15 protein-coding genes are annotated in these 20,287 nt (G+C 50.0%); 8 read left to right on the forward strand and 7 right to left on the reverse strand.

The features are described from left to right. The first annotated feature begins 294 nt into the window (after window positions 1-294). The 4 genes from licT (at window position 295) to AC0J5I_RS08515 (ending at window position 6,327) form a co-directional block, all read left to right on the forward strand. On the forward strand, window positions 295-1,134 hold the full coding sequence (gene licT / locus AC0J5I_RS08500) for a BglG family transcription antiterminator LicT (protein ID WP_475299418.1): 840 nt from the start codon (window positions 295-297) through the stop codon (window positions 1,132-1,134). A gap of 133 nt (window positions 1,135-1,267) precedes the next feature. Then, entirely contained in the window at window positions 1,268-3,244 is a 1,977-nt protein-coding gene (locus AC0J5I_RS08505; RefSeq protein ID WP_475299419.1) for a beta-glucoside-specific PTS transporter subunit IIABC, read from the forward strand. Window positions 3,245-3,487: 243 nt separating this feature from the next. Further along, window positions 3,488-4,906 carry a glycoside hydrolase family 1 protein gene (locus tag AC0J5I_RS08510; RefSeq protein WP_475299420.1) on the forward strand — a complete coding sequence of 473 codons (1,419 nt, stop codon included), beginning with the start codon at window positions 3,488-3,490 and terminating at the stop codon, window positions 4,904-4,906. An 11-nt stretch (window positions 4,907-4,917) separates the two neighbouring features. Beyond that, complete coding sequence (locus tag AC0J5I_RS08515; RefSeq protein WP_107994995.1) at window positions 4,918-6,327, forward strand: 6-phospho-beta-glucosidase; 1,410 nt, start codon at window positions 4,918-4,920, stop codon at window positions 6,325-6,327. Between the two features lie 278 nt (window positions 6,328-6,605). On the opposite strand, the gene pdxT is transcribed toward AC0J5I_RS08515, so the two are convergent. Beyond that, window positions 6,606-7,178, reverse strand: coding sequence for a pyridoxal 5'-phosphate synthase glutaminase subunit PdxT (pdxT, locus tag AC0J5I_RS08520; protein ID WP_475299421.1), 573 nt, complete (start codon window positions 7,176-7,178; stop codon window positions 6,606-6,608). 2 nt (window positions 7,179-7,180) lie between these two features. Then, the gene (pdxS, locus tag AC0J5I_RS08525; protein WP_107994997.1) at window positions 7,181-8,071 is read right to left on the reverse strand and encodes a pyridoxal 5'-phosphate synthase lyase subunit PdxS; all 891 of its coding nucleotides are present in this window, start codon (window positions 8,069-8,071) and stop codon (window positions 7,181-7,183) included. A 147-nt stretch (window positions 8,072-8,218) separates the two neighbouring features. Here pdxS and AC0J5I_RS08530 point away from each other — a divergent pair, with 147 nt between their 5' ends. The 3 genes from AC0J5I_RS08530 (at window position 8,219) to AC0J5I_RS08540 (ending at window position 12,582) form a co-directional block, all read left to right on the forward strand. Further along, entirely contained in the window at window positions 8,219-9,634 is a 1,416-nt protein-coding gene (locus AC0J5I_RS08530) for an aminotransferase-like domain-containing protein (RefSeq protein WP_475299422.1), read from the forward strand. Window positions 9,635-9,973: 339 nt separating this feature from the next. Next, on the forward strand, window positions 9,974-11,368 hold the full coding sequence (locus AC0J5I_RS08535) for an aspartate aminotransferase family protein (RefSeq protein WP_475299423.1): 1,395 nt from the start codon (window positions 9,974-9,976) through the stop codon (window positions 11,366-11,368). Between the two features lie 26 nt (window positions 11,369-11,394). Further along, window positions 11,395-12,582 carry an iron-containing alcohol dehydrogenase gene (locus AC0J5I_RS08540; protein ID WP_107995000.1) on the forward strand — a complete coding sequence of 396 codons (1,188 nt, stop codon included), beginning with the start codon at window positions 11,395-11,397 and terminating at the stop codon, window positions 12,580-12,582. Window positions 12,583-12,853: 271 nt separating this feature from the next. Here AC0J5I_RS08540 and AC0J5I_RS08545 read toward each other — a convergent pair whose 3' ends face one another. The 4 genes from AC0J5I_RS08545 to AC0J5I_RS08560 all read right to left on the reverse strand — a co-directional run bounded on the left by AC0J5I_RS08545 (window position 12,854) and on the right by AC0J5I_RS08560 (window position 17,124). Further along, a complete protein-coding gene (locus tag AC0J5I_RS08545; RefSeq protein WP_475299424.1) occupies window positions 12,854-13,474 on the reverse strand; it encodes an HD domain-containing protein in 621 nt (206 codons plus the stop codon). Window positions 13,475-13,500: 26 nt separating this feature from the next. Beyond that, a complete protein-coding gene (locus AC0J5I_RS08550) occupies window positions 13,501-13,944 on the reverse strand; it encodes a YaiI/YqxD family protein (protein ID WP_475299425.1) in 444 nt (147 codons plus the stop codon). 324 nt (window positions 13,945-14,268) lie between these two features. Next, window positions 14,269-15,756 carry a threonine synthase gene (gene thrC, locus AC0J5I_RS08555; protein ID WP_475299426.1) on the reverse strand — a complete coding sequence of 496 codons (1,488 nt, stop codon included), beginning with the start codon at window positions 15,754-15,756 and terminating at the stop codon, window positions 14,269-14,271. Between the two features lie 186 nt (window positions 15,757-15,942). Continuing rightward, entirely contained in the window at window positions 15,943-17,124 is a 1,182-nt protein-coding gene (locus tag AC0J5I_RS08560) for an acetyl-CoA C-acetyltransferase (protein WP_475299427.1), read from the reverse strand. A gap of 257 nt (window positions 17,125-17,381) precedes the next feature. Between AC0J5I_RS08560 and AC0J5I_RS08565 the strand changes: the two genes are divergently transcribed. Continuing rightward, window positions 17,382-18,554, forward strand: a complete 1,173-nt coding sequence (locus AC0J5I_RS08565) for a hydroxymethylglutaryl-CoA synthase (protein ID WP_475299428.1) — start codon at window positions 17,382-17,384, stop codon at window positions 18,552-18,554. A 296-nt stretch (window positions 18,555-18,850) separates the two neighbouring features. Here AC0J5I_RS08565 and AC0J5I_RS08570 read toward each other — a convergent pair whose 3' ends face one another. Further along, window positions 18,851-20,155 (reverse strand): hydroxymethylglutaryl-CoA reductase, degradative, encoded by a 1,305-nt coding sequence (locus tag AC0J5I_RS08570; protein ID WP_475299429.1) that lies wholly within the window; start codon window positions 20,153-20,155, stop codon window positions 18,851-18,853. Window positions 20,156-20,287 lie beyond the last annotated feature (132 nt).

Here is a 20,287-nt window from a genome sequence, read left to right on the forward strand (position 1 = left end):
ACATGAATAAACGCAAATAATCCATCTTTTTTATCGCAGAATGCTGCTCCGCAACACACTAGTCATAAAACGAATAACATTCGTTTTCAAAAAAATGCTGTTCCACCAATGCAACAAATGAAAACAAGTTTTTTTATAGAAAGGGCTTGCATGTTTTTCTTGGAAGTGCTAACATGTTGTTCATAGGATTGTTACTGGTTGTGCAGGCAAAACCTAAATTGATACGAGATGATGTGCACATCATTTGGTGTTAGTTTAGGTTTTTTTTAATGGAAGGGGGAATGGGGATAATCGATGAAGATTGAAAAAGTCTACAATAACAACGTGGTCCTGGCGAAAGCCGGCGACTCATCCGAAGTCATTGTGATGGGAAAAGGGATCGGTTTCCAGAAAAGATCAGGGGACGTTTTCGACAAGTCTTTGATCGAGAAAACCTTCGTCATCCAGGAAAATGATTCAGCAGATCAATTAAAGGCCATTTATCAAGATTTACCGCAAGAAGAATCAGATGCCATTTTTAAGATCATCCAAGAAGCCGAGACAAGGCTGAATCATATCTTCCAAGCAAACGTCTACCTGACGCTTGCCGACCATATCCATTACGCCATCCAGCGGACAAAGGAAGGGATCGTTTTGACCAACCCTTTGGCCTTCGAAGTGAAGAAGTTCTATAGAAGGGAATATGAGCTCGGCAAAATCGGGCTAGAACTCATCGCGGAGCATACCGGTGTCATGATGGCACCTGACGAAGCGACATCCATCGCTCTTCATTTCGTGAATGCGCAGAAGGAAGGGCAACTGATCGAAGAGACGATGAAAGTGACCCGGATCGTTCAGGACATCCTGAACATCGTCCGTTTGCATTTCGGAGTCGCCTTCGATGAAGAATCGATTTCCTATAATCGTTTCTACACTCATCTGCAGTACTTTGCGCAGCGGGTTGTCATGGGAGAAGTTTTCCAGACGGCTCCGGACACCTTCTTGGTGGAGCAAGTGAAGGCAAACTATCCGGCTGCCTATACCTGTGCCAACAAAATATCGACCTATGTCGGAGCTGCCCACCATTTCCAAGTCGGGACCGACGAACTTGTTTACCTCACGATCCATATCCATCGGGTCGTGCAGCAAAAGTGAATACCTAAAGTGCTCTCAAGAGGATTGTTACTGGTAAAGCAGGCAAAACCTAAGTAGACAGCAACGGAAGAAATTCCTATGCTCTCTATTTAGGTTTTTTTTATAAAAAATAATAGAAAAAGAGGGATATAACATGAAGTATGAAGAATTAGCAAAAGACATTTTGGCTCATGTGGGCGGCAAAGAAAACGTCCGCAGTTTGGCTCACTGCATCACGCGTCTGCGTTTCAAATTGGTTGACGAAAGCAAAGCGGACACGGAATACCTGAAAAAACTCGAAGGCATCGTTACAGTCATCCAAAGCGGCGGCCAGTATCAAGTCGTCATCGGCAACCACGTACCGGATGTCTACGCAGCAGTCAACGCAGTCGGCGGATTGAACGGCGGCGGCGAAGTTGAAGCGGAGGACGAAGGTCCAAAGGGCAGCCTGTTCAATCAGTTCATCGATATGATTTCGAAAATTTTCCAACCGATCCTGGGACCTTTGGCAGCTACAGGGATGCTGAAAGGTGTGGCTGCAATTATGGTGGCTGCGGGCATGTCGACTACTGATGGGGCCTATGTCCTGATTCAAGCAGCCGGTGACGGATTCTTCAACTTCCTGCCGATCTTCCTTGCCTTCACCGCCAGCAAACATTTCAAAATGAACAGCTTTACGGCTATGGCAGTCGCAACCGCAATGGTCTATCCAGGCTTGGTCAATCCTGCAGGAATCGATCCATTGTACACTTTATTCGCTGGTTCCATTTTTGAATCGCCGATCTACATGACTTTCTTGGGCTTGCCGGTCATCATGATGAGTTATGCCTCATCGGTTGTACCGATTCTGTTGGCCGTCTTCCTGGGTTCCAAAGTCGAAAATGTCTTGAAGAAGATCGTTCCGGATGTCGTGAAATTATTCTTGGTCCCTTTCTTGACCTTGTTGATCGTCGTTCCCTTGACCGTCTTGTTTGTCGGACCGATCGCCACATGGGCAGCTACGTTGCTCGGCGCTGGTGTTTCCTGGATTTATAACTCGAGCCCAATCGTTGCAGGCGCTGTATTGGGTGGCGGTTGGCAAGTATTCGTCATGTTCGGTTTGCATTGGGGCTTGGTTCCGATCGCAATCAACAACTTGGCGACTCAAGGTTATGATCAATTGTTGTCCACTGTATTAGGTGTTTCTTTCGCTCAGACAGGTGCAATATTGGCTATTATGTTGAAAACGAAAGAAGCAAAAGTAAAACAATTGAGTATTCCGGCTTTCATTTCCGGTTTGTTCGGGGTAACTGAGCCTGCTATCTACGGGATCACTTTACCGATGAAACGTCCGTTCCAATTGAGCTGTATTGCTGGTGCCATCTCCGGTATCGTGGCTGGTATCTTCAAATTGACAAGCTACCGTATGGGCGGTATGGGTGTCTTCTCATTCCCTAGCTACTTGGAAGCAAACGGAACAATGACCTTCAACTTCTGGGCTTCCATCATCGTATGTGCAGTAGGTTTTGTTGCCGGCTTCATCCTTGTATTCTTCTCAAAAATCCCGGTTCTTTACGGAGAAACTGAAACTGCAGCAACTGCAGCAACTGCAGCAACTGCAACAAATACAGCAACAACACTGAACACAAACTCTGTAGTCGTTGAAGCAATGAAAAAAGACTTGAGCGCAGCTGCTGAAAAAGATTTGGTCGCTAGCCCAATGATCGGCGAAATGGTTCTATTGTCAGATGTGCCGGATGAAGCTTTTGCAACTGGCGCACTTGGTAAAGGGATCGCGATCCGCCCGACTGTCGGCGAAGTTTACGCTCCAGCAAACGCAACTGTAACACTTTTGTTCCCAACACAACATGCAATCGGTTTGACGACCGAAAACGGAACGGAAATCCTTATCCACGTCGGAATGGATACGGTCCAATTGGATGGCAAAGGCTTCACGAGCCATGTACAACAAGACGATAAAGTCGTAGCTGGCCAATTGCTGTTGGAATTCGATATCGACTTTATCCAAAAAGCAGGCTATGAAATCATCACACCGATCATCGTAACAAACAGCAATGACTATTTGGATGTCATCACTACGAAAGAAGCAACATTGACTGACGGCGACTATTTGCTGACGGTCATCGCATAAACGAAAAGTATTCGGGAAATCAATCTCAACCGCAAGCAATATTCCCGGATAAAAACCAGATATCCGGGGAAAAAACCTAGACCGCAAGCCAGCTTCTCGAATAAAAACCAGATATTCGGGAATTTGATTTGTGGTCTCAGGCGCCCGAACCCATTTGGGATGAGTTCTCATAATTCAGGGATGTCCCGCAATTATTCAGACCCGTGTATAAAATAGAACAAGAGAAAGAATAGGAGCGATCACATGCAAACAGTATTTCCAAAAGGATTTTTATGGGGCGGCGCAACAGCCGCTAACCAATACGAAGGTGCTTATAATGTTGACGGAAAGGGGCTTTCCGTTCAGGACGTAACCCCTCAAGGAGGATTCGGGCCGATCACTGATGGTCCTACACCGGACAACATGAAATTGGAAGGAATCGACTTCTACCACCGTTATAAAGAAGATATCGCCTTGTTTGCGGAAATGGGCTTCAAAACATACCGTACATCCATCGCTTGGACGCGCATTTTCCCGAACGGCGACGAAACGGAACCGAACGAAGCCGGCTTGCAGTTCTACGATGATCTGTTTGACGAATTGGCAAAATACGGCATCGAGCCGCTGATCACTTTGTCCCACTACGAAACACCGCTGCACCTTGCCCGCGAATACGATGGCTGGGTTAACCGCAAAATGATCGGTTTCTACGAAAACTATGTGCGCACGGTCTTCACGCGCTACAAAGACAAAGTCAAATACTGGTTGACGTTCAATGAAATCAACTCGATCATCCACGCGCCATTCATGAGCGGCGGAATCGCGACAGCTCCTGAAAAATTATCTAAATCTGATCTTTACCAAGCTTGCCACCACGAATTGGTAGCAAGTGCGTTGGCTACAAAAATCGGCCACGAAATCAATCCGGACTTCAAAATCGGCTGCATGGTCATCGCGATGCCGACTTATCCGTTGACTTCCCATCCTGACGATATAATCGCGGTGATGGAAGCGGACCGCCAAAACTTCTTCTTCTCGGATGTGCATGTACGCGGAACATATCCTGGTTACATGAAACGTTATTTCCGTGAAAACGGCATCGAGCTGAACATCACGCCGGAAGACGAAGAAATCCTGAAGAACACTGTTGATTTCGTTTCCTTCAGCTATTACATGAGTTCTACGGAAACGGCTGATCCTGCCAAGAGAGCAGCAGGCGAAGGCAATATTTTGGGTGGTATTCATAATCCATACTTGGAGGCTTCCGAGTGGGGCTGGCAGATCGATCCCAAAGGGTTGCGTGTTATCCTGAACACTTTTTGGGATCGTTACCAAAAACCGTTGTTCATCGTCGAAAATGGTTTGGGTGCTGTCGACCAGTTGGTTGAAGGCGAAGACGGCCAAATGACTGTCAACGACGATTATCGCATCAACTATTTGAACGACCACTTGGTGCAGGTTGGTGAAGCAATCGCAGATGGTGTCGATCTTATGGGCTACACAACTTGGGGCTGCATCGATTTGGTCAGCGCTTCGACTGCAGAATTGAAGAAACGTTATGGCTTCATCTATGTCGACCGCCACGACGACGGGTCCGGCACACTGAATCGTTACAAGAAAAAATCATTCAACTGGTACAAAGAAGTCATCGCAACAAATGGCGCCTCTTTGGTACGGAAATAGGAGGAATAGCCATGTCTGCAGATAAAAGATTTCCAGAAGGTTTCTTCTGGGGCGGCGCTACAGCTGCCAATCAATTTGAAGGAGGTTGGGACGCTGATGGGAAAGGCCCGTCGGTAATCGACCAACTGACCTGCTCGCGCGATTTTGCCGAACGCTTTGCCGGAGTCGGCGATTACTATCCTTCGCACATCGGCATCGATTTCTATAACCGCTATAAGGAAGATATCGCTTTGTTCGCCGAGATGGGCTTCCGGATGTTCCGGATGTCGATCGCTTGGTCGCGGATTTTCCCGAATGGCGATGAACTGGAACCGAACGAAGCGGGCTTGGCATTTTACGATGATGTCTTCGATGAATTGGCGAAATACGGCATCGAACCATTGGTGACGATCTCCCATTTCGAAATGCCGCAATATCTGGTCGACCACTACGGCGGTTGGAAAAACCGCAAGCTGATCGGCTTCTTTGAAAGATATGCGACTACTTTGTTTGAACGCTATCAAGGAAAAGTCAACTATTGGCTGACCTTCAATGAAATCAACATGGCGACGTTCCTGCCGCAGATTTCGATCGGTTCGAAAGCTGAAGCGGGAGAAAGCCAGGAAGAAATCATGTATCAAGCCTTGCATCACCAATTCGTCGCCAGCGCTTTGGCGACGAAGGCTGCACGGGCAATCGATCCCGACAACCGCATCGGCTGCATGATCGCCTACGCACCAGTCTATCCGTTGTCGGCAAAACCGGAAGACGTTTGGTCTGCGCAACGGAAAGAAGAAGAGAAACTGTTCTTCTCAGATGTCCATGCCCGCGGTTACTACCCGCCGAGCAAACTGGCTTACTTCGCCTCTAAAGGCATCAACGTTGCGTTCGAACAAGGCGACGAGGAAATCTTGGCTGCACATACTGTCGATTTCATTTCCTTCAGCTACTATGCTTCCAGCGCTGCCAGCTTTGCGCAATCCGGCGTGCCGGGTGAAGGCAATGCCTTGATGGGTGAGAAGAACCCATACTTGGCGGAATCGGAATGGGGTTGGCAAGTCGATCCATTGGGTCTGCGCGTTTCTCTTAACACCTTCCATTCCCGTTACCAACTGCCGCTGATGGTAGTCGAAAACGGCTTGGGCGCTGTGGATGAAATCGTCGACGGCAAAATCCATGATGATTACCGCATCTCCTACCTCCGTGACCATGTCAAAGCGATGCGGGATGCGATCGTGCTGGACGGCGTCGATCTTGTTGCCTACACTTCTTGGGGCTGTATCGACCTGGTTTCAGCCGGTACGGGCGAGATGTCGAAACGCTACGGTTACATCTATGTTGACCGCAACAACGACGGTTCAGGCAGTTTGGATCGCCTGAAGAAGGATTCCTTCTACTGGTACCAAAAAGCCATCGCCAGCAATGGTGAAGATCTGGACTAAACAAATACAAAATCCCCTGCTTACGCATATAAGTGCGTGAGCAGGGGATTTTATTTATTGTGAAAATAAGCGATAAAATCTTAAGCTCCGGTGAACGACGGCTTCGCCGGAGGTCGGGCATTCCTATGTGGCGTTTACTCCGGAGAAGAGATGCTTACCGGAGTTGGATTGCTTCAGAATGCTCTCTCCTCCGGCCAGGGGATGGTGGCCGGAGGAGGGACAAGATTTGGGCAGAGAAACACATTATTTACCGGGCTGTATTAAGTTTGGTCTGTATCTCAGTCAATTTTTCCCAAAAAGTACTCGAATACCGACAGATCGTCCGTCAATTCCGGATGGAAGGCAGTGACCAGAATCTGGTCGTTTTCGGCCGCTACGATCTTGCCTTCGAAGCTGGCCAGCACCCGTACGCCTTTGTTGACGGAGCGGATGTAAGGGGCACGGATGAAGACGGCTTCCACCGGTTCTGCGATGCCTTCAAAAGGCAGCAGGGCTTCGAAACTGTCGACTTGGCGCCCGAAGCCGTTCCGTTCTACTTCGATGTCGATGAAGCCGAGCCGCAATTCTTCAGGTGCATGGCTGTTGTCCGTGCTGCAAAGAATCAATCCGGCACAGGTCCCGAAAATCGCTTTGCCAGCTGCGAAAAATGCTCGCAATGGTTCCTCCAAATGTTGTTCGCGGATCAAACGGCCGATGGCGGTCGATTCGCCTCCTGGGATGATCAGCCCATCCAGCTCCGCTAGATCGCCAGGCAGTTTCACGGCAGCCGCGGTGACGCCCAATTTAGCCAGTGCCTGCAGGTGCTCTGTGACGGCACCCTGCAAGGCCAATACGCCGATTTTTTTCGTCATGTTTACCAGCCTCTTTCTTGCATGCGTTCGGAGGCGTGGAGTGTGCTGATGTCGATTCCTTTCATCGGTTCGCCCAAGCCTTTGGAAAGTTCGGCTAACAAGGCATAATCTTCGTAATTGGTTGTCGCACGGACGATGGCACGGGCGAATTTTTCGGGATTTTCGGCTTTGAAGATGCCGGATCCGACGAAGACGCCGTCTGCACCCAAGCTCATCATCAAGGCAGCATCAGCTGGAGTTGCGACGCCACCGGCAGCAAAGTTCACGACAGGCAATTTCCCGAGCAGTTTGATTTCCTTGACCAATTCGTAAGGAGCTCCGATTTCCTTGGCGAACGTCATCAGTTCATCGTCTGATTTCGTGATCAACTGACGGATTTGGCCGTTGACTTTGCGCATATGGCGGACGGCTTCCACGATATTGCCGGTCCCCGGCTCGCCTTTCGTACGCAACATCGAAGCCCCTTCACCAATTCGGCGCAAGGCTTCACCCAAATCGCGGCAACCGCAGACGAAAGGAACGGTATAGTCCGATTTCAAAAGATGGAATTCCTCATCGGCAGGGGTCAGCACTTCGCTCTCATCGATATAGTCGACGCCCATCGCTTCCAGGATGCGCGCTTCCGTGATGTGGCCGATGCGGGCTTTCGCCATGACGGGAATGCTCACGGCGTTCATCACTGCCTCGACGATGGTGGGATCCGCCATCCGGGCAACACCTCCAGCGGCGCGGATATCCGAAGGCACGCGCTCCAAAGCCATGACCGCTACGGCTCCAGCTGCTTCGGCGATCCGCGCCTGTTCTGCGTTCACGACATCCATGATGACGCCCCCTTTTTGCATTTGGGCCATCCCGCGTTTTACTTTTTCTGAACCGATGATTTTTGTTGTCATTAATAATCCTCCTTGGTTTAAATGATAAAATGATTAAAGAATGGTTAAATCATAATCCAATTACCTTGGAACACCTACATCCAATTGGACTGTTTCCGAACCAACCAATTTGGTGTATAATGATTAAAAACCAAGGAGAGTGAAGGAATGGCGGAGTGGAGACTGGATCTGGATAGGGGCATGCCGCTCTATCAACAGCTTATGCAGCTGATCGAAGAGAAGATAAAAGACGGTGATTTGGTCCCCGGTCGAGCCTTGCCGGCGGAACGCAAGATGGCGGAGGAACTGCAGGTCAACCGGTCGACTGTCATCCGGGCATTGGAAGAGCTGACGACGCAGGGGATCCTCATCCGCAAAAGGGGCAGCGGGACGTTCGTGAATCCGAATAAATGGGGGATGCAGACAAGGCCCACCATCAATTGGCGTACTTCCTTGACACCGGATAATCTTTCGGTGGACACCCCTTATCAAAGGAACGTGAAAAAGCTGTTGGCGCAGCATAAGTCGCGCGAAATTCTGGATTTGGGGAACGGGGATCTGCCGAAGGACCTCTTGCCGGAACTGAAGATCCCGGATATTTCGCTGGGGGAAATGTTGCATGGGGAAGCTACTTTCATCAGGGAGAACCGCGGGATCAAAGCGACAAGGGAAAGCGTCCAAAAGCATTTGCAGACCGCGTACGGGATGACTGTCCCGCTGGAGGAAATCTTCATCACTTCGGGAACCCAACAATCACTGTTTCTGATCACGCAAGGGCTGTTGAAACCGGGCGATGCGATCGGCATCGAGGCTCCATCTTATTTCTATTCTTTGCGGCTTTTTCAGGCTGCCGGTCTGCGGATTATTCCGATTCCGATGGATGGCGAGGGAATGACCGTCAAAGGGCTCCAGGAAGCTTCCTTGCAGTATCCCCTGAAGATGATTTTTTTGAATCCGATTTTCCAGAATCCGACAGGTACGGTCATGAGTCCGGAGCGGAAACAGGCCATCCTTGATTATTGTTTGCTGAAGCGTATCCCGATTGTGGAGGATGATGCATACGGCAGCTTTGTCTTTGATGCAACGGTCGATAACCGTCCGTTGAAAAGCTTGGACAAACGGCAACAGGTGCTTTATCTGGGTTCCTTATCCAAATTTGCCGGTCAGCATATCCGGATTGGTTGGATGGTTGGACCAGCCGCCATTATCCGGGAATTGGCCGACATTCGGGATCAGATCGACTCCGGATTGAGTTTCTTGCCGCAACTGTTGGCTGACCATTATTTGGCGAGCGAAATCACAGACCATCTCCCAATCATCATTACGGCTTTGAAAGAGCGCGCTGGCAAATTGCAGACGTGGCTCAGAAACAGATATGGACCGGAAATAAGTTTTGAACCGGCAAAAGGCGGCTACCATCTATATTGTCACTTCGCCAATAAAACCGATGCCGAGATGGATGAATTGCTTCAGGAATTGTTGAAGGAAAAAGTGGTGGTGAAGGAAGGCAACCAATTCGGCGACCAAAAAAATGCAGTCCGTTTCAGTTTCGGTCATTTTGTGGAGCGAAATGGAAATTCATGAGTCCGTTTTGGAACGGACATCCTTACATTTCCGCTCCTGTTTGCTGGGCAATATTCTTTAAATGAAATGAAAATGAAAAATAAATCGAGATTCATGTCAGGAAACCTTCCGTAAAGATAACGGGAGGTTTTTTTGCTTGGAATCCTTTATGTATCGAAGATTTTCCTTGTTATTGCAACCATGTTCTCAAAACGATGTGAATGAAGCTGACATCGGATAACAGAAAATGTCCTATACAGTGTCAACAAATGTTTTTTGTTTGCCTGGTAAATCTATATAATCAAACCATCGAAGTTACAAAAGATATGACAAGTATGCATGAAAAGGGGAGCGAGCGTTATGACAGGAACAACATCACTTACAGAAACAGAATTGAGATATCAATTGCCGGAAATCATCACTGCGGCATTGCCGGGGGAAAAGGCAGCAGCCATACTGGCACGGAGATCTGAAGCGATCCCTCCTTCTTTGACATGCGTCTACCCGGTTGCGATCGCGAAGGCAGAGGGCGCCATCATCGAGGACGTTGACGGCAACCGCTTTTTGGATTGGGTCGGAGGCGTAGGCGTTCTGAATATCGGCCACCGCCACCCGAAAGTGGTCGAAGCGGTCAAGCAGCAGGAAAATGATTATTTTCATGCGATGATCAATATCCTTACGAGCGAAAAGTATATCGAATTGGCTGAAAAAATGAACGACATCGTACCGGTGAAGGGTTTCAAGAAGCGGACATTCTTTGCGAACAGCGGTGCGGAAGCAATCGAAAACGGCGTAAAGGTGGCGAGAGCCTACACGAAACGTCCGAATGTCATCGTATTCTCTGGTGCATTCCACGGGCGTACGCTGCTGACGACGCACATGACGGCGAAAAAAGCCAACTCGATTGGCTTAGGGCCATTCCCGGATGGGATATTCCGCGTGGATTATCCGAACCTTTACCGCAAACCGGCCTATTACACGGATGAAGAGGCAGTCGCCTATTACATCGAACGCATCAAACGCGCCTTTGAGGAGTTGACGCCGGCAAGCCAAGTTGCAGCCATTGTATTCGAACCGGTGCAGGGCGAGGGTGGTTTCATCCCGGCTCCGATCGAGTGGGTCAAAGCTGTCCGCCAGATCTGTGATGATAATGGCATCATGATGGTGACGGACGAAGTGCAGACCGGATTCGGGCGCACAGGCAAACTGTTCGCATCTTCCTACTACGAAGAAGCCGGCTGTGCACCGGATATCCTTTGTACGGCAAAATCAATCGCAGGCGGGTTCCCGCTCAGCGCCATCGTTGCCCGTGACGAAATCGTCAAAGGGATTGGGGGCGGATTGATCGGAGGCACCTTCGGAGGCAATTCGGTATCCTGTGCTGCGGCACTTGCGACGATTCAAGTCATCGAAGACGAAAATCTCTGCGAACGTTCATTGGAACTGGGTGCAGCCTACACTGCCCGCGTTGAGGAATGGCAACAGCAATACAAAGAAATCGGCGATGTGCGCGGATTGGGCGGCATGATCGGCGTCGAATTCATCAAAGATCGACTGACGAAGGAACCCGCTCCGGAATTGGTGAACGCACTGATCCAACAATGTGTACAGACCGGCCTGATAATCGAAAATGCAGGCACCTACGGGAATGTGGTCCGTTTCCTGGCTCCGTTGGTCATGACGGATGAACAGTTGGAGGCCGGCCTTGCCATCTTTGAAAATGCGATCGACGCCTTGTGCACAAAGTTAGCATAACTATCTGAAACCAATGGGGGAATATTATGTCACCGTCAGCTGAAATCATGGATTTTGAATTTTATAACCCTGTCCGGATCGCATTCGGACGGGATCAGGTCAAAAAAATCGACAAGTTTGTGCCTAAAGATGCAAACGTATTGATCACCTACGGAGGCGGCAGCGCCAAACGCTCAGGCACTTTCGACCGTGTCGTGGAGGCTCTGGGAGACAGGGAATGGGGGGAGTTCGGCGGCATTCCGGCGAATCCGGTTTTTGAATACCTGATGGATGCTGTAGAGAAAATCAAAACGGAAGGATACACCTTCCTGATCGCGGTAGGCGGCGGCTCGGTCATCGACGGCACGAAATTCATCGCCGCAGCCAGCCTGTTTGAAGGCAATCCGATTGATATCTTCGCAAGCGGAGTCGGCAAAGGGCTGCCGGTTGAAAAGGCCATGCCTTTCGGGACGGTTTTGACGATTCCTGCCACCTCCTCGGAAATGAACCCGATCACCGTCGTCAGCTTCGAGGAATTGCAGGCAAAGGTGAGCATCAAAAATGAGAACCTCTTTCCGGCATTTTCGATTCTAGAGCCCGAGTTGACGTACACGTTGCCGAAAAGGCAATTGGCGAACGGACTCTCCGATTCCTTTGTCCATGTCATGGAGAACTATCTGACCTATCCGGTCGGCGCGAAACTGCAGGATCGTTGGTCTGAAGGCATTCTGCATACTTTCATCGAAATAGGCCAGGAAGTCCTGGCGGATGAAGAAATAGACTACAACACGCGCGCGAATTTCATGTGGACAGTGACGAATGGCTTCAACGGCTTCACAGCTTCAGGGGTGCCGGGGGACTGGTCCAGCCATGCGTTGGGCTACGAAATTACCGCTTTGAACGGAACCGATCATGCCCGTACGCTTTCGGTCATCCTGCCTGCCACCATGAAGGTACGCAAAAAGGAAAAATGGGATAAATTGCTCCAGTATGCAGAACGCGTATGGGGTGCTACGGAAGGTGACGATGAGGCGCGGATCGATTTCGGCATCCGCAAAACCGAGGAATTCTTCCGTTCGTTGGAAATGCCGACCCGATTCAGTGAAATCGGCATCGAAGAGACGGACATCGACTATATGGTGGAGCAACTGGAAGTCCACAAACGCGATCGCCTTTCGGAACGCGCTGACCAGACACTGGACATCAGCAGAAAAATCTACGAAATGGCACTGTGATTTTATAGGGGAATTGAATTTATGCTAAAATAACCCGCCAAAACCATTTTGACGGGGAAAATCAGTTCAAATCACAGTCAGAAAACCCGCCAAAAGTACTTTGGCGGGGAACAACGTACGCGGACAACACATGATTCCCCTCCAAACCCATTTTGGCGGGGAAACTTGCCATGAACTCGAACCGCAGAACAGAAAAATATACCGCCAAACCACAAAGACTGATTAAAATTGGGACACTTATCCCAATTTTAATCAGTCTTTTCGCATTTTATCAGTGGCCTTCCCATTCGGAATGGAAGTCCTTCAGGAACTGTTCCATCCGAGTGTGGCGGGCGATCGCCTTTTGTTTGCCGGCTTCCGTGTGCATGCCGTCCTTCAGCAGGAGCAGTTTTTCGTGGAAGTGGCCGATCGTATCACTGTTCGGATCCCCACCGTGCTCGGGATCATAAAGCGGCCGGTCTTTGTGCCCGCCGTATGCAAATGCGCGCGCGATGCCGATTGCGCCGATCGCATCCAAGCGGTCGGCATCCTGCACGATCCGGCCTTCGATTGTTTCCAAAACATGCTTGTTTTTCCCTTGCTTGAAGGAAAGATTGTTCACGATGTAGATGACCTGCTCGATGACGGAGTCGCTCAGCTCGAAAGGCCTGAGGATGTCGGTGATGATGGCTTCGCGGTCGGCATCAGTGTAGCCGAATTTGTGGTCGGCGACATCATGCAAAAGGGCCGCCAAGCCGATGATGAGGCGATCGCCGTTTCCTTCCGCTTCGGCAATGTCCATGGACGTGTTGTAGACCCGGAGCGTATGCCACCAATCATGCCCCGTAGCTTCGTTCCTCAGCTTTTCTGCGATGACATGTTTCACATCTTCGATAATGATTTCATTGCGCATCTTGATGCACCTCTTCCTTGGTTCGGTTAGGTTTCTTGCAACTTGGAAATGAGCAGTTTCCGGAATGCATGCCGATCAGCGTCCGTGAATGGCTTCGGGCCTTTTGTGCGTTTGCCGCTTTTGCGGACCATGGCGCTCATGTAGCGGTCCTCAAGCAGTCGTTCCATATTGCTGTTGTCGTAGGCAAAACCTTTGTGATGGAGAACGGTCAGTCCTTTCGGCAAAGCCAGGGAGGCCAAACCATAGTCCTGTGTGACCAACAGATCGCCTCTTTTTGCGAGCTGGATGATTTTGAAATCAGCTGCATCCGCGCCCGAATCGACGTAGACCGTCTTTACTCCGGGCGGTTGGGGTGCATTGGAAAAGTGCGCAAAACTGGTGACGATTGTGACCGGTATTTCGCGTTTGATGGCTTCTTCTATGATGATGTCTTTTACGGGACAAGCATCCCCGTCGATCAATATATTCATGTAGCGCCTCGATTCTGTTTCTTTCTGACTCTATTTTACCAAAAAACGGGGCGGATTTCTCGATGATGTGTGTGCCTGGATGAAGAAACGAAAGGAATATTACCGGCAACTCCGGCCAAGCGCGGTTGGCAGGAGTTGCGAGTGAAATCCAGCCGCTACCTCCGGTGAGGAGAAATTGGCTGGAGGAGAGCATATCTAGGCATCCTCAGCTCCGTCGACGACTGTTTTCACCGGAGGACAGAACGAAACACAATCCGAAACACAAAAAAAACGGCAGCCCGGAAATATTCCGGACCGCCGGCTAGGCGTTTAAACATTCTTGAATCAGTTCAAGCCCAGGATGGACTCGACGCTCTTCTGCATGTCATCGGAAGCGATAACGGTGTTGTGGCGAACTTCTGCATGCAATAATTCTTCGATTGCTTCAGGGAAGGCGACGCCGCTCAATTCTCTTAGGCGGTCCAACATTTCTTCAATTGAATCATCCGAAAACTCGGGATCAATGGCATTCAGGACAGCTTGCGGGAATTTATAAGGGCTGGCAGTCGACGCGATGATGATCGGAGTGTGATCATCGGTTTCAGCTACATACGTGTTGGCAACATGCGCCGCCACAGCTGTGTGTGGGTCGATGACATAGCCTTCAGCATGATAAAGCGCAGCAATCTGAGCACTGACTTCTTCCTCTGTCGCGTAATCGGCATAGAAATCTTTCGCTTTTTCCTTCATTGCTTCCGTCACTTCGTAGCGGCCGATGTCCTTCAATTGGTCCATGAAAGTTTGGACAGCTTGCGCGCTCTCATTGGCCAACAGGAACAACAAACGTTCCAAGTTGCTGGAAACCAGGATATCCATGGATGGAGAAGTCGTCAAAATGAAGTCGCGGTTGCGGTCATAAGCGCCGGTTTCGAAGAAATCGACCAAGACTTTGTTTTCGTTTGAAGCGATGATCAGTTTTTGGATTGGCAAGCCCATTTGTTTCGCGAAGTAGGCAGCCAAGATATTCCCGAAGTTGCCGGTAGGGACAACGACGTTCATTGGTTCGCCGGCAGCGATGGCGCCTTGTTTCACCATTTGGCCGTAAGCGTAAACGTAATAGACCACTTGCGGAATCAGTCGTCCGATGTTGATGGAGTTGGCTGAGGAGAATTGGAAGCCTGCTTCATCCAAACGTGCCGCCAAGTCTGCGTTTCCGAACATGTTTTTGACGTTCGTCTGTGCGTCATCGAAGTTTCCATCGATGGCAACTACGGAAGTATTATCGCCTTTTTGCGTCACCATCTGTTTTTCCTGGATGGCGCTGACTCCGTTCTTAGGATAGAAGACGATGATGCGTGTGTTCGGCACATCCGCGAATCCGACCAAAGCCGCTTTTCCGGTATCGCCGGAAGTAGCTGTCAGGATCACGATTTCTTTTGTGCTGCCGTTCTTTTTGGCTGAAGTCGTCAATAGGTGTGGCAAGATAGAAAGAGCCATGTCCTTGAACGCAATGGTCGGGCCATGGAACAATTCCAAGTAGTGGTTTCCGCCGGCTTTCACCAATGGGACGATGCTGGAGTCGTCAAATTTGTCATCATAAGCTGCGTTGACGCAATGTTTTAATTCTTCTTCAGTGAAGTCGTCAAAAAAGTTTTTCATTACTTCGTAAGCTAATTCTTGGTAAGTCATGTCGGCTAGGCGATCCAATGCAATGTCCAAAGCCGGAATGTGATCGGGTACGTACAATCCGCCGTCTGGCGCTATCCCTTGTAATATTGCTTGTGAAGCCGTCAGTGTTTTTTCTGCATTTCGTGTGCTATGATAGGTCGTCACGGATTCAGTCTCCTCTACATTATTCTCATTTTTAAATTAAAAATTTCTCATAAAGAGTATGCCACATTTTCGTTGAAAACTCAATAACATATCGAAATGCGCGCTGTTCTTATGCACATTTTTATGGAAAAAATCCCCCGTTCAAGCAAATGACGGGGGAGGGAACGGGTGTGGTCAAAAACAGGTTCAAGGGCGCTCAACGATCATGGCAATGCCCATTCCGCCACCGATGCAAAGGGAGGCGAGACCGATCTTCGTATCAGTCCGTTCCAGTGCATGCAGCAAGGTTACCAAAATCCGGGATCCGGATGCGCCGATGGGATGGCCCAAGGCAATGGCGCCGCCGCTGATGTTGACTTTTTCCTCGGGCAAGCCCAAATCCCTGACTACGGCGATGCTCTGGGAGGCGAACGCTTCATTCAATTCGAAGAGGTCGATGTCCTCCGCACGCAGCCCGGTCTTCTCCAGTACTTGTTTGATGGCGTAGTAAGGCGCATAGCCCATGATGGCAGGGTCAATACCGGTTTCGGCATAGCCTTTGATTGTTGCCAGATAAGGGATGCCTTTCGCTTCGGCTTCCGATTTCGGCATCAGCACCAAAGCGGCCGCTCCGTCATTGATTCCGGATGCGTTCCCGGCAGTCACCGTGCCGTTCATTTGGAAAGCCGGCCTCAATTTGCCCAAGCTCTCCATCGTGACATCTTTGCGGATATATTCGTCCTCGGCCACGACCGTCCGCTGATTCTTGCGGTCAGTGAGGATGACAGGCGCGATTTCTTCTTTGAAGTAGCCAGCTTCTTGGGCGGCAGCAGCCTTCTGTTGCGAACGCAGCGCGAAAGTATCCTGCTCTTCGCGGCTCACTTGGAATCTTTCCGCCACCGTTTCGGCCGTGATGCCCATATGTTGCTGATCGAACGCATCCATCAGGCCGTCGTGCACAAGGCTATCGATGGCGTTGATGTCGCCGATTTTGCTGCCCCAGCGTTGGTTCGGCAAGAGATAGGGAGCCTGCGACATGCTTTCAGTACCACCGACTAATAAAGTTCCCGCATCGCCAAGACGGATGGCTTGGCTCGCCAAGATGATCGCTTTCAATCCGGAGCCGCAGACTTCATTGATCGTCATGGCTGTTTTTTCATAAGGGATTCCGGCAGCAACTGCAATCTGCCGCGCCGTATTCTGGCCGATGCCTGCCTGCAGGACGTTTCCGAAAATGACGGAATCGACTTCTTCAGGGGAAAGGCCGGCACGATTCAATGCAGCTTCAGTGGCCGTTTTACCCAGATCAACTGCGGTACAATTTTTGAGGCTGCCTCCGAATGAACCGATTGGGGTTCTGGCAGCACTGACAATTACGACTTCTTCCATTAAATGTCTCCTTTTTTGTGTTCTTTTGGGTAGAATTATTTTCATCGACCTTTGATACTTCCTATTTTACGTGACTAAGCGCTCATAATGATATAAGAATTGGTAAAGAATTTCAAATTATATACAATTTTTCGATAAGGGTTTTGTAAGATATCATTAATTTGGGGGCCTGAGGTTGTTTTTTTGAGCGGTCTGGTCTATCATTTGGGATGAGAGGCATCAAATAAGTTATATATGAAAAGTAAGGGGTAGTTGTCGTGAAGATTGGGATAGATAAGATTGGCTTTTATGCGCCGCACTTCTTTGTGGATATGGAAAAATTGGCGGAGGCTCGGGGAGTGGAGCCGGCCAAGTATACGATCGGCATCGGGCAAGAAAAAATGGCTGTCGCGCCCATAACGCAGGACGCTGTTACGTTAGCCGCGAATGCCGCTTTACGCATCATCGATGCAGAGGATCTGGAGAAAATCGATCTGGTCATTTTTGGAACAGAATCCGGCATCGATAATTCGAAATCAGGAGCTGTCTATGTACACGACCTGCTTGGGATCCAGGAACATGCCCGTTGCATCGAATTGAAACAGGCGTGTTACGGAGCGACTGCCGGCATTCAATTGGCTAAAGGCCATGTCGCATTGAATCCGGAAAGCCGAGTATTGGTGCTCGGTTCGGACATTTCCCGCTATGGAATTGGCACGACCGGTGAAGTGACCCAAGGTGCCGGTGCAGTGGCTATGATCATCAGTGCGGAACCGCGCATCCTGGTACTGGAGAATGAGAGCAGCTATCTGACCGCTGATGTGATGGATTTTTGGAGACCCATCTACTCGGAAATGGCTTTTGTCGACGGTAAATATTCAAATGAGCAGTACATCTCATTCTTCTTGAACACTTGGGAAGAATTCAAAGCGAAATACGGCGCCACGTTGGCTGATTTCGAAGCGATCTGTTTCCATCTGCCTTACACGAAGATGGGGATGAAAGCTCTGCGCGAAGTGCTGGACGAAGGTTCCGAAGCGGACCGCGAACGTCTGTCGACGCATTACCAAACCAGCACGGTCTACAATAAAATCGTCGGCAATATCTATACGGGTTCCCTGTATCTGAGCCTGCTGTCCTTGTTGGAACTTTCCGACGACCTAAAAGCCGGCGACAAAATCGGTCTCTTCAGTTACGGATCGGGAGCGGTCGGCGAGTTCTTCGCAGCCACACTACAGGACGGATTCAAAGAGGTTTTGGCCGTTGCTGAGCACGGGAAATTGTTCGCCGGCCGCAAAGAAGTGACCGTCAAAGAATATGAAGAAATCTTTTCGCACGTGCTACCTGTCGATGGTTCAAACATCGAATTGGATGTGGCTGCAGATCCTGCGACCATCTGCATCGAAGGAATGGAAGACAACAAGCGCATCTATCTTAATAAAACCAGATGATCGCATGAATGAAGTGAACGAAGACAGCACGCCGTCAGCCAGATTACTGGTGATGGCGTGCTGTTTTTGATTTTTTTTTGATTTTGGATGGTTCGGGGGGCCAACTCCTCCGGCCAAGCCGGCCTTGGCCGGAGGAGAAATAAATTTGGGGCCTGTACTCCAGCGAAGCCGCCGCGACCGGAGAAGGAATTAAATCCGACACCTTTCCTCCGGTGAGGCTTGCCTCGCCGGAGGAAAAACTGGAATCCGGTAAGGGAGCTCGCTCTGCGAATCTCCACCAATAGCGGCGTTACGCCTCAATCGAGTGCGTCCGCAACGCGGATTTGCGCCAAAAGTTCCTGCGCAGTCGCCAGATTCATATTTTTTTCGCACTTAAGCAACTCCGATAGCTGTTCGATTTCGTTCCCGACAGCTCCGGCGCTGATCGCCAGTGAACGCGAATGCAGGCCCATATGTCCCTTTTGGATGCCTTCCGTCACCAGCGCTTTGATGGCGGAGAAATTTTGCGCCAACCCGACTGAGGCGATGATGGACTCCAGTTCGGATGCGGAACGGTAGCCGAGGATTTCTTTCGTCATTTTGGCGGCAGGATGGAAATTGATGGACCCGCCCACAGCTCCAATCGGCAGTGGCAAAGTCAGACTTCCGAGCAGATCCCCGTTTTCTGCTTTTTTCCAGGTTGTCAGCGAACGGTACTGTCCGCTGCGTGAGGCATAGGCATGCGCCCCAGCGGAAATGGCGCGCCAATCGTTTCCGGATGCCAACACGATGGCATCGATGCCGTTCATGATGCCTTTGTTGTTGGTAACGGCGCGATAAGGATCAACGTAGGCGAACTGATAAGCCTCAATCAGCCGGTCGCGTACTTCTTCACCGGAAAATGCACCTTTGGTCAAAAGTGCAGCCGGTATCCGGCATTCGGCGGTCGCCAAGCAGTCGGTCGCGTAATTGGTCAGGATTCCCATCAAAGCTTCGCCGCCGGTCAAACTCTCCAGATAAGGGATGACGCCTTCCATCATCGTATTGATGATGTTGGCCCCCATCGCCTCCAACGTCTCGACATGGAGATGGACGACAAGAAATGCCGGTATCCCTTCAACATCATCTGCAGGAAGAATCCTAACGCTTACGCGACGGGCACCACCGCCACGCTTCACGATGGAAGGGTGGGCAGCATTGGCCACTTGCAGGATCTCTTCCTGATGCGAGCCGATCAGCTGTTCAGCAACACTGCTGTCAGGGACATTTTTCAAGGCTACCTGGCCGATCATGATCCGTTCTTGGATCTTCGTGCGGAACCCGCCCGCCTTGGCGATGATTTTCGCGCCGGCACTGGCCGCAGCGATGACGGAAGGCTCCTCGATTGCCATCGGGACGACATAGTCTTTTCCGTCTATTAAAAAGTTCAAGGCGACACCGTAGGGCAAATCGTACGTGCTCAATTGATTCTCGATCATATTGTCGGCGATTTCCTGCGGCAACTGTAAACCTTCCTGAAGCTTGGCAGTCGCTTCTTGATTCAGGATGCCGGCCGACTGCAAGGCAGTGATCCTTTCGGCTGGGGTTTTATTATAAAATTTCTGAAGATGATTGAATTCCATTTTATGCTCCTTAATTATGGCTGAAATATATAGTAATTGTTAATGTTAGAAATGCATCACAACAGGTATCTCACATATTTGCAATATGCTCTGCGTCCCAAAAGATGTCTAGCGGTCCAAGCCTGCCTCTCG

The organism is Trichococcus sp. TS_SC_9, assembly GCF_056156325.1.